This window comes from Flavonifractor sp. An4 (assembly GCF_002161755.1).
Lineage (GTDB): Bacteria > Bacillota > Clostridia > Oscillospirales > Oscillospiraceae > Flavonifractor > Flavonifractor avicola.
The window spans coordinates 42,664-50,676 of the sequence record NZ_NFIL01000023.1 but is presented as its reverse complement, the minus strand read 5'-3'; the positions used below and the strand labels follow the sequence as shown (position 1 = coordinate 50,676).

The window sequence follows — 8,013 nt, the reverse complement described above, 5'->3', positions numbered from 1 at the left end:
CCAACCTGGAGACCATCCTGGCCTACGAGCGGGAGATGGGGTGGCGGCAGTGAGACGACTGTGCTGCCTGGCGCTGATGGCGGCGGCCTGTTCCCCACTCTGTCCGGCGCAGCCGGTACACAGCAGCGCCGCCATCAGCGCCAGGCAGCACAGTCGTCTCACTGCCGCCACCCCATCTCCCGCTCGTAGGCCAGGATGGTCTCCAGGTTGGCCTGCTCGTAGGCATTGAATACGCTGGTGTCAAAGGTGGAGGCGTTGAGCCCCTCCACCGGGGTGTACCAGTTCTGGCGGTCAAAATAGTCCTGGATCTCCTGGCTGGAGAACTGATAGCCATACCGGGCATAGATCTCGTTGCGGATCAGGCTTACCTCCTCCTTGGTGAAGGGGGCCAGATCGCTCTTATCGATGTACTGGCTGTCGGTGGGCAGCAGATAGTCGCCGTCCATGGTGTCCGGATCGTCGTCGTCCCGGCTGCCCAGCAGCTCCAGCCAGATGTCGCCCCAGCCCGCCGATGCGGCCTGGCTGTAGGTGATGCCGTAGTAGGTCCACTCCCGCAGGCCGTCGTCGTACCAGTAGGCCTCATAGGGGGAAGATCCGTCGGAGCTGCCGTTGACATAGAGGTTCATCCACTCATCCAGCCAGCCCTGCTCCCAGGCCTCCCGGAAGGTGGTTCCATTGATCCGGCTAGTGAGCAGTTGGTCCATATCCAGCTGAATGGGATAGCTGCTCTGCTCCTGATCGGGGGTCTGGGTGGGCTTGCCGTCCTCCTCCGGCGGCTCACTCTCAAGGGGCTGCGTCTCCATGACGTCGGTGGGGCTGGGGCTGGCCTCAGCATCGGAAGAAGTGGGCTTCAGAATGCCCATAGCCATCACCAGGACCACAATCGCGCCGATCACCAGCACGCACAGAATCACCGCCAGGGCAATGTAGCCCCCCTTCCGGCGGGGCGGCTCATACCCGGGCTGCTCATACTTGGGCTGCTCGTATTTGGGCGGTTCCTGCCGGGGCGGCTCCGCCGGAGCCTGGGGTCTGAGCCGGGGCGGACGGCTCTCGGGCTTGGTGGTGGGCTTGCCGCACTTGTAGCAAAAGGCGGCGGTATCCGACAGCTCCGCTCCGCAGTATTTACAAAACATGGTGCAGAAACTCCTTTCCGTCAGGCAGGCTTACAGGGTATCCACCTGATAGCCCAGGGTACGGCTCTCGCCGGGGGCCAGGGTGATGCAGTAGGCCTTGTCGGCCAGCTCCGGGCCCTCCCCCGCCTCGGCGGACATTCCGTGCCAGGGCTCGATGCACACATAGGGCGCCGCCTTGCCCGGCATGGACCACAGAGCCAGCAGCGGGAAGTCGTGGAAGCGCACCCGCACGCCCTTGCCGGACTTTTTGCTGTGCAGCTCCACCTGCCGGGACTTGAGGCCCCGGAAAATCAGGGTATCCATCTCGTCAAAGTATTTGTAGTCCAGGGGGAGCACGTCGGTGTCCTCCAGACAGGGCCGGGTGCGGTTCAGGTCCACCCCGTTGGCGTCGGGCACCAGGGTGGGACAGGTCTCTTTCTGCTCAAAGCGCACCTCGTAGTCGGTAAAGGCCTCCCCCTCCTCCAGGGGGCAGCGGAAGCCGGTGTGGGCCCCCAGGCAGAAGGGCATGGGCTTGTCCCCGGTGTTGGTCACCGTCACAGAGGTGGTAAAGCCGGTGTCGGTGAGCTGCTGGCGCACCACCAGCCGGAAGGGATAGGGATAGACCGCCAGAGTGTCGCCGCTCTCCCGCAGCTCCAGCTCCGCCCAGTCCTCCCCCTGCCCGGCCACCGCAAACTCGCTGGTGCGGGCAAAGCCGTGCCGGTTCATGGAGACCTCCTTGCCCTCAATGTGGACCTTGCCGTCCTTCAGGCCGCCCACAATGGGGAACAGCAGGGGATTGCGCCCCGGCCAGTAGGCCGGATCTCCCGTCCAGATATATTCCAGGCCGTTCTCGTCCCGATAGGACACCAGCTCGCCGCCGTGAGTGGCCACCCTTGCGGTCCGCCCGCCCCGTTTCAGTTCCAGTTCCATCACATACGCCTCCTTGTGTTGCTACCTGCATTATACCGGCCCTTTTCCTCCAATGCAAGGCTGCGATGTTTGACATATGGCCGGTTCGGGGATAAAATAGGAGAGACTTTAGAATAGGAAGGAGCAGCCACTATGCTGTTTGCCCCATATGAGCGGTTCCATTATGTCCGTTCCCCTCTGGTGGAGGTCATCTGTCAGCTTCGCTTCCCCACCATTCTGTCCATCGGTGCCAATGAGCCCGCCGCCTTCCAGGAGGCCATCCGGAAGGACTTCCCCAAGTATATGACCCGGCAGGAGCAGCTGCCCCCCAAGGTGGTGAAGAAGGGCAACGCCACCGCCCTGGAGCCCCAGAAGCCCATCACCAACTACCACTTCATCTCGGAGGACGGCCGTTGGAAGATCAACCTGACCCAGAACTTTATCGCCCTGTCCACCCTGTCCTATCAGCGGTGGGAGGACTTTGCCATCCGGCTGGACCAGGCTCTGGCCCAGTTCATCCAGATCTATCAGCCCGCCTACTTTGAGCGCATCGGCCTGCGGTACGTCAACGCGGTGTCCCGGAAGGCCCTGGGCCTGGAGGACCAGCTGTGGGACGATCTGATCCAGAGCCAGTATCTGGGCATCCTGGGCGAGCCCGACGTGGAGGAGAGCGAGATCGTCAAGTGCGCCCTGGATGTGGAGACCCCCCTGGTGGGTGGCTACCGCATGAAGCTCCATGCCGGTCCCGGCCTGGTGGGGGCCAACAATCCCCAGAACGCCAACCAGCCCAAGGAGACCCGGTTTATTCTGGACGGGGACTTCTCCGCCGCCGGTCAGGTCAATGCCGACGCCGTGCCTGAGAAGCTGGAGAAAATGCACCGCTTTGCCGTCTGCCTCTTCCGGGGCGCGGTGACCAACACCCTCCACGAGGCCATGGGCCCCACCCCCGTGGCCGAATGACCGGGGAGGTGACCATCCGTCCCGCCCGCCGGGAGGAACTGGAGGAGATCTGGGCCATGGTGGGCCGGGCGGTGGCCCACATGAACCAGCTGGGCAACCCCCAGTGGGGGGAGGACTACCCCACCCGGGACTTCTACGCCGGGGACATGAACCGGGGGGAGCTCTACGCCGCCTTCCTCGGCGGCAAGTTGGCCGGTGTGGCCTGCGTCAACACCAGCGAATCTCCCGAGTACGATCCCCTGCCCTGGACCACCAGCCGCCCCGCCGTGGTGATCCACCGCATGGCCATTGATCCTACCTTCCAGCGTCATGGGGTGGGCTCCGCCCTCTTCGCCTTTGCCGAGGAGGAAGCCCGCCGCCGGGGCATTGCCGCCATGCGCATCGACACCTATTCCCTCAATGACCGGATGCAGGCTCTGATCCGCAAGATGGGCTTTTCCAAGGTGGGGGAGATCCACCTTCACGGCCGACCCCTCACCTACCCCTGCTTTGAGAAGGATCTGCATCAGGAGGAACAGCCATGAAAAAACTGCTGCTGGTGGTGGACTACCAGAAGGACTTTGTGGACGGCGCCCTGGGCTTTGCCGGGGCGGAAACCCTGGACGGCCCCATTGCGCAGAAAATTGCCGCCTATTACGCCGCCGGTGACGACGTGGCCTTTACCCTGGACACCCACCAGGAAAACTACCTGGACACCCAGGAGGGGCGGAAGCTGCCGGTGCCCCACTGTCTGATGAATTCGGAGGGCTGGCAGCTCTACGGCAAAACCGGACAGGCCATAGACAGGAGCCGGGACATGGTGGTATGCAAGCCCGCCTTCCCCTCCCTGTGGCTGGGCAACTGGCTCAAAAGCCAGGGGTATGACCGCATTGAGCTGGTGGGGCTGGTGTCCTACCTGTGCGTGCTGTCCAACGCCATTATGGCCAAGGCCGCCCTGCCCGAGGCGGAGCTGGTGGTGGACGCCGCCTGCACTGCCGGTCCCGACCCCGTCCTCCACCACAACGTGCTGGACCTGATGGAGGCCCTGCAGATCACGGTCATCAACCGGGAGGTTACAACACCATGAAGGAACATATGAACTACACCCTGCTCTGTGATTTCTACGAGCTCTCTCCCAGGTGAATGTCCCATTCACCTGGGGTCCCAATCCCATTTAATATGCGGGCGGCGAAACTGAATTCCGCCGCCCTGCGCCGCTTACCGCGGCGCCCCGCCTTGCGGGGCCCCATGGTGAGCCATAAACCGGGAGGTTTGAACGCCATGAAGCAACACATGAATTACACCCTGCTCTGTGACTTTTACGAGCTCACCATGGGCAACGGCTATTTCCAGACGCCGGGCTACACCGAGCAGATCTGCTATTTCGACGTCTTTTTCCGCAACGTACCCGACGGGGGCGGCTTCGCCATTGCCGCCGGGCTGGAGCAGGTCATCGACTATGTGGAGCGGCTCCACTTCGATGAGGAGGACATTGCCTACCTGCGGGGCAAGGGCTGCTTCTGCGAGGGCTTTTTGGAGTATCTGAAGAACTTCAAGTTCACCGGCGACATCTGGGCGGTGCCCGAGGGCACCCCCATCTTCCCCCGGGAGCCCTTCCTCACCGTCCGGGCCCCCGCCATTGAGGCTCAGTTTATTGAGACCTTCCTGCTGCTCACCCTGAACCACCAGTCCCTCATCGCCACCAAGACCAACCGCATTGTGCGGGCGGCGGACGGGCGGCCGGTGAGCGAGTTCGGCTCCCGCCGAGCCCAGGGTCCCGACGCCGCCATTCTGGGCGCCCGGGCCTCCTATATCGCCGGCTGCGCAGGCACCGCCTGCACCCTGGCCGACGAGGTGTACGGCTCCCCCGCTGGCGGCACCATGGCCCACTCCTGGGTCCAGATGTTCCCCGACGAGTATACCGCCTTTAAGACCTACTGCCAGCTCTACCCCCACTCCGCCACCCTGCTGGTGGACACCTACAACGTGCTGAAGTCCGGCGTGCCCAACGCCATCCGCGCCTTCAAGGAAGTGCTGCTCCCCCAGGGCATCACCAACTGCGCCATCCGGCTGGACTCGGGCGATTTGACCTATCTGTCCCGGAAGGCCCGGCGGATGCTGGACGCGGCGGGGCTCACCGAGTGCAAGATCGTGGCCTCCAACTCCCTGGACGAGTATATCATCCGGGACCTGCTGCTCCAGGGGGCCCAGATCGACTCCTTCGGCGTGGGCGAACGGCTCATCACCTCCAAGAGCGAGCCGGTGTTCGGCGGTGTGTACAAGCTGGCCGCCATTGAGGACAAGGAGGGGAACATCGTCCCCAAGATCAAGATCAGCGCCAACCCGGACAAGATCACCAACCCCGGCTTCAAGAAGGTGTACCGCCTCTTTGACAACGAGACGGGGAAGGCCTTTGCCGATCTTATCACACTGTGGGACGAGACGGTGGACGAGAGCAAGCCTCTGGAGCTCTTCGACCCGGACGCCACCTGGAAGCGCAGCGTGTTCACCAACTTTACCGCCAGGGAGCTGCTGGTGCCGGTGTTCCAGGGCGGCAAGCGGGTGTACGACTCCCCTCCCATCGCCGAGATGCGGGCCTGGTGCGCTGGGCAGATCGACCTGCTGTGGGACGAGGTAAAGCGGTTTGAGAATCCCCACAACTACTATGTGGACCTGTCCCAGAAGCTGTGGGATCTGAAGCAGAGCCTGCTGACCCGGGAAGGGAAATAAATAAACAGGACTGCCGCAAACTGTGCGGCAGTCCTGTTTTTTGTCTTATTCCAGATCCAGCTCCACCGGGCAGTGGTCGCTGCCGGTGACGTCGGCATGGATGATCTGGTCCTTCACCCGGGGCAGCAGACGCTCCGACACGATGAAGTAGTCGATGCGCCACCCGGCGTTGTTCTTCCGGGCGTTGAAGCGGTAGCTCCACCAGGTATAGGCCCCGGTCTTGTCCGGATAGAGGGCCCGGAAGCTGTCGGCAAAACCGCTCTGGAGCAGGGTAGTCATCTTGCCCCGCTCCTGGTCGGAGAAGCCTGCGTTGCCCCGGTTGGTCTTGGGGTTCTTCAGGTCGATCTCCTCATGGGCCACGTTGAGGTCGCCGCACAGCACCACTGGCTTTTTCTGGTCCAGAGCTATCAGGTAGGCGCGGAAGTCGTCCTCCCACTGCATCCGGTAGTCGATGCGGGCCAGCCCCTCCTTGGCGTTGGGGGTGTAACAGCACACCAGATAGAAGTCCTCATACTCCGCCGTGATCACCCGGCCCTCGGTGTCGTGCTCCGGGATGCCCAGGCCGTAGGTCACGGCCAGAGGCTCGGTTTTGGTGATGAGGGCGGTGCCGGAGTAGCCTTTCTTCTCGGCGCTGTTCCAGTAGATGTGGTAGCCCGGCAGGTCCAGCTCGATCTGGTGGGGCTGGAGCTTGGTCTCCTGGAGGCAGACGGCGTCAGCGTCCATCTCCTTGAAGAAGTCCAGAAAGCCCTTGCCCAGGCAGGCCCGCAGGCCGTTGACGTTCCAGGTGATCAGCTTCATTCCCAGTCCTCCGCCCTCCATTTCATGGGTTTTCCGTCGCTGTCCAGCAGCGGGGTGATACCGCCGGCATATCCGTCGTGCATCTCCAGGTAGAGCATACCGGTCTTGGTATCCAGCAGAACCCGGGTGGCATCGGCCACACCCTGGGTGTAGATCACCTGAAAGCGCTTATCCTTTCCCATAGACACGCTCCTTTATTCCTTTCGCATCTCACCCTCCAGATGGGGGAGGAATTTCAGCATAATGGGCAGATAGGTGGCCACAAAGACCACCACCGCCCCAAGAGCCGCCCATTTCCGCAGCTTTTTGGGAGCGGCCAGGCCCAGCATGACCCCGGCGGCGCACAGGTACAGCTTCACCAGGGCCAGGTCCTTCCAGTTCATTTTGGCGATATAAGCATCGGCGGCAGAAAACAGTTTTTTCATAAGATTCCCTCCAGCCGCAGCAGCCATTCCTTCAATTCCAGCCCACCCCCGTAGCCGGTAAGGGTCCCGTTGGCCCCCACCACCCGGTGGCAGGGCAAAAGGATGGGCAGGGGATTGCGGTGGTTGGCCTGGCCCACCGCCCGGCTCCCCTTGGGACAGCCCACCCGGCGGGCCAGCTCTCCGTAAGTAATGGTCTGCCCGTAGGGGATCTCCGCCAGAGCGGACCACACCTTGCGCTGAAAGGGAGTACCCCGGAGGGCAAGGGGCAGATCGAAGTCCCGCCGCTCCCCCGCCAGATAGGCCAGCAGCTCCTCCTTACCTCGGGAGAGCAGGGGCGTCTCCTCCCCCACCGGAGACATGGGGGAATTGGGCAAATACAGGGCGGTAAGCCCGCCCCCCTCCTCCTCCAGGGCCATGGGCCCCACGGGGGTATCAAAGACCACCCGGTTCATCTCAGTACCGCCGCACCACGGCGGTGACCTTGCCCAGGATGGCGCATCCTTCGCCGTCGATGGGCTCGTAGTCCGGGTTCTCGGGCATGAGCCACACATGGCCGTCCTTCCGGCGGAGGGTCTTCACCGTAGCCTCGTCCTCAAAGAGGGCCACCACGATCTCCCCGCTGTGGGCATCGGCCTGCTGGTGGACAATCACCAGGTCCCCGGGCAGGATACCGGCATACTTCATGGACTCCCCCCGCACCTTCAGGGCAAAATACTCCCCGGGCCGCCCGCCGGTGTCAAACGTCAGATAGTCCTCGATGCACTCCTGGGCCAGGATGGGCGACCCGGCGGCCACGCTGCCCACTACCGGCACCTTATCCTCCGGGACGGCCGGGGTCTCCGGCTGGGCCACGGTGATGGAGCGGGTCTTACCCTCCGCCTTGGTGATGAGGCCCGCCGACTCCAGCCCCTTCAGGTGGAAGTGGACGGTGGAGGGGGATTTCAGCCCCACATAGGCCCCGATCTCCCGGACGGAGGGGGGATAGCCGTGTTCCGCCGAGAAAGAAATGATATAATCGTAGATCTGCTGCTGTTTGGGTGAAAGCGCCTTCATGGCAGACCCTCCTTTGTCAAGTTCGTCCGGTTTCAGTATACCATACT

General features: G+C 63.1%; 11 protein-coding genes. 4 read left to right on the top strand and 7 right to left on the bottom strand.

Annotation, left to right across the window (positions count from 1 at the left end; genetic code table 11):
* Positions 1-158 precede the first annotated feature (158 nt).
* The gene (locus B5F94_RS10940) at positions 159-1,133 is read right to left on the bottom strand and encodes a YARHG domain-containing protein (RefSeq protein WP_087330116.1); all 975 of its coding nucleotides are present in this window, start codon (positions 1,131-1,133) and stop codon (positions 159-161) included.
* 30 nt (positions 1,134-1,163) lie between these two features.
* Positions 1,164-2,042 (bottom strand): aldose 1-epimerase family protein, encoded by an 879-nt coding sequence (locus tag B5F94_RS10935; RefSeq protein ID WP_087330114.1) that lies wholly within the window; start codon positions 2,040-2,042, stop codon positions 1,164-1,166.
* A 132-nt stretch (positions 2,043-2,174) separates the two neighbouring features.
* Between B5F94_RS10935 and B5F94_RS10930 the strand changes: the two genes are divergently transcribed.
* From B5F94_RS10930 to B5F94_RS10915, 4 genes are all read left to right on the top strand, one after another.
* Positions 2,175-2,981, top strand: coding sequence for a TIGR04255 family protein (locus B5F94_RS10930; RefSeq protein ID WP_087330112.1), 807 nt, complete (start codon positions 2,175-2,177; stop codon positions 2,979-2,981).
* Positions 2,978-3,505, top strand: coding sequence for a GNAT family N-acetyltransferase (locus B5F94_RS10925; protein ID WP_087330110.1), 528 nt, complete (start codon positions 2,978-2,980; stop codon positions 3,503-3,505). The genes B5F94_RS10930 and B5F94_RS10925 overlap by 4 nt, the downstream gene beginning before the upstream one ends.
* The gene (locus B5F94_RS10920) at positions 3,502-4,047 is read left to right on the top strand and encodes a cysteine hydrolase family protein (protein WP_087330108.1); all 546 of its coding nucleotides are present in this window, start codon (positions 3,502-3,504) and stop codon (positions 4,045-4,047) included. The genes B5F94_RS10925 and B5F94_RS10920 overlap by 4 nt, the downstream gene beginning before the upstream one ends.
* A 194-nt stretch (positions 4,048-4,241) precedes the next feature.
* A complete protein-coding gene (locus B5F94_RS10915) occupies positions 4,242-5,690 on the top strand; it encodes a nicotinate phosphoribosyltransferase (protein ID WP_204247487.1) in 1,449 nt (482 codons plus the stop codon).
* 45 nt (positions 5,691-5,735) lie between these two features.
* On the opposite strand, the gene B5F94_RS10910 is transcribed toward B5F94_RS10915, so the two are convergent.
* Genes B5F94_RS10910 through lexA form a run of 5 tightly spaced genes read right to left on the bottom strand, consistent with a single transcriptional unit; the run spans position 5,736 to position 7,966 of the window.
* On the bottom strand, positions 5,736-6,488 hold the full coding sequence (locus B5F94_RS10910; RefSeq protein ID WP_087330105.1) for an exodeoxyribonuclease III: 753 nt from the start codon (positions 6,486-6,488) through the stop codon (positions 5,736-5,738).
* Complete coding sequence (locus B5F94_RS10905) at positions 6,485-6,670, bottom strand: DUF6440 family protein (RefSeq protein ID WP_087330103.1); 186 nt, start codon at positions 6,668-6,670, stop codon at positions 6,485-6,487. The genes B5F94_RS10910 and B5F94_RS10905 overlap by 4 nt, the downstream gene beginning before the upstream one ends.
* A 12-nt stretch (positions 6,671-6,682) precedes the next feature.
* Positions 6,683-6,913, bottom strand: a complete 231-nt coding sequence (locus B5F94_RS10900) for a permease of phosphate ABC transporter (protein ID WP_191433448.1) — start codon at positions 6,911-6,913, stop codon at positions 6,683-6,685.
* The gene (locus B5F94_RS10895; protein ID WP_087330101.1) at positions 6,910-7,365 is read right to left on the bottom strand and encodes a methylated-DNA--[protein]-cysteine S-methyltransferase; all 456 of its coding nucleotides are present in this window, start codon (positions 7,363-7,365) and stop codon (positions 6,910-6,912) included. The genes B5F94_RS10900 and B5F94_RS10895 overlap by 4 nt, the downstream gene beginning before the upstream one ends.
* Position 7,366: 1 nt before the next feature.
* The gene (gene lexA, locus B5F94_RS10890) at positions 7,367-7,966 is read right to left on the bottom strand and encodes a transcriptional repressor LexA (protein ID WP_087330099.1); all 600 of its coding nucleotides are present in this window, start codon (positions 7,964-7,966) and stop codon (positions 7,367-7,369) included.
* Positions 7,967-8,013 lie beyond the last annotated feature (47 nt).

Bases quoted from the DNA above. Each gene is read 5' to 3' on its own strand.
- B5F94_RS10940 (WP_087330116.1), bottom strand. From the start codon at position 1,133: ATGTTTTGTAAATACTGCGGAGCGGAGCTGTCGGATACCGCCGCCTTT.
- B5F94_RS10935 (WP_087330114.1), bottom strand. From the start codon at position 2,042: ATGGAACTGGAACTGAAACGGGGCGGGCGGACCGCAAGGGTGGCCACT.
- B5F94_RS10930 (WP_087330112.1), top strand. From the start codon at position 2,175: ATGCTGTTTGCCCCATATGAGCGGTTCCATTATGTCCGTTCCCCTCTG.
- B5F94_RS10925 (WP_087330110.1), top strand. From the start codon at position 2,978: ATGACCGGGGAGGTGACCATCCGTCCCGCCCGCCGGGAGGAACTGGAG.
- B5F94_RS10920 (WP_087330108.1), top strand. From the start codon at position 3,502: ATGAAAAAACTGCTGCTGGTGGTGGACTACCAGAAGGACTTTGTGGAC.
- B5F94_RS10915 (WP_204247487.1), top strand. From the start codon at position 4,242: ATGAAGCAACACATGAATTACACCCTGCTCTGTGACTTTTACGAGCTC.
- B5F94_RS10910 (WP_087330105.1), bottom strand. From the start codon at position 6,488: ATGAAGCTGATCACCTGGAACGTCAACGGCCTGCGGGCCTGCCTGGGC.
- B5F94_RS10905 (WP_087330103.1), bottom strand. From the start codon at position 6,670: ATGGGAAAGGATAAGCGCTTTCAGGTGATCTACACCCAGGGTGTGGCC.
- B5F94_RS10900 (WP_191433448.1), bottom strand. From the start codon at position 6,913: ATGAAAAAACTGTTTTCTGCCGCCGATGCTTATATCGCCAAAATGAAC.
- B5F94_RS10895 (WP_087330101.1), bottom strand. From the start codon at position 7,365: ATGAACCGGGTGGTCTTTGATACCCCCGTGGGGCCCATGGCCCTGGAG.
- lexA (WP_087330099.1), bottom strand. From the start codon at position 7,966: ATGAAGGCGCTTTCACCCAAACAGCAGCAGATCTACGATTATATCATT.